Source organism: Bacillus sp. ok061 (assembly GCF_900108285.1).
GTDB classification, from domain to species: domain Bacteria; phylum Bacillota; class Bacilli; order Bacillales; family Bacillaceae_G; genus Bacillus_A; species Bacillus_A thuringiensis_S.
In genome coordinates this window covers 1-1,059 of sequence record NZ_FNUW01000071.1, presented here as the reverse complement: position 1 = coordinate 1,059, position 1,059 = coordinate 1, and the positions used below count along the sequence as shown (strand labels likewise).

The following is a 1,059-nucleotide window of genomic DNA, read 5'->3' as shown; positions in this document are numbered from 1 at the left end:
TACGGGAGCTACTGGTCCTACGGGAACTACGGGAGCTACAGGAGCTACGGGAGATACGGGAGCTACGGGAACTACAGGAGCTACTGGTGCTACTGGTCCTACGGGAACTACAGGAGCTACTGGTCCTGTTAGTCAACCGGCTGCTAACTTTATTATTAATGGTACTGAGTCACCAGGGGTAGGAAATCCATTTACGTTATGGACTCCATTTATTGGTAATAGTGCTTCTATTACACAGGCAGGTGGTACATTTACAATAGGTCAGTCTGGACTTTATGATATCCAAGTTTCTCTTAATTTCCCAAATGGGGGTTTAGGGGTAGCTGCAAATGGAGGTGCTGTTATTAAAGGGATTTCCTCAGCGTTCACATATCCTTTAACAGGATATGCAAGTACTTCAGACGGAGGAGGATTAGCTACAGGTCATTTGGTTAGATTTTTTAATGCTGGTGATACGTTTCAAATTCAGAATGCTACGACTTTCTTTATAGGAAATGGGGTACCAGCGGGATCAGCAGCTTCAATATCTATATTTAGATTTGCTGATTTGCAGTCATAAAAAAGTTGTTTTTGTAATAGGGGTTCCGCTCCATCGCTATCAAGCTAATAAAAAGAAATGCCCCCTAAAATGAAAAAACACGCTATTCTTTCTGTATGGAGTGAACCCTTAGAATGAGACGAAAAAAAAACACCTCTCTAAATCGTAAGTATCATTTATGATTTTAATGGAGGTGTTTTTCTTATGGGGAAAAAGACGCATTATCCCGCCGAAATAAAGTGGAAAGTAGTTGGAATGAAACACCAAGGATTCAAAAACAAAGAAATTATGGATGCCCTAGGAATTAAGCATGTGGCTCAAATTAAAACTTGGATGAAATGGTATCGTGAAGGCGAAACCTATCGGTTTGAACAGTCTATTGGAAGACAATCTGCACATGGAAAAGGCTTAAAAAGGTTAACAGAACTTGAACAAAAAGAATTAGAAATACGTTATTTAAAGGCAAAGATTATATTGCTGGAAAAGTGCCAAGAAATCTTAAGGAGGTGGGAGGAAAAGAA

2 pseudogenes are annotated in these 1,059 nt (G+C 39.8%); both read left to right on the top strand.

Going from position 1 to position 1,059, the window contains the following annotated elements:
• Nucleotides 1–559, top strand: a pseudogene (locus C4S65_RS34860) (collagen-like protein); the annotation flags it as partial.
• A 183-nt stretch (nt 560–742) separates the two neighbouring features.
• Nucleotides 743–1,059: pseudogene (locus tag C4S65_RS33625) on the top strand (IS3 family transposase); the annotation flags it as partial.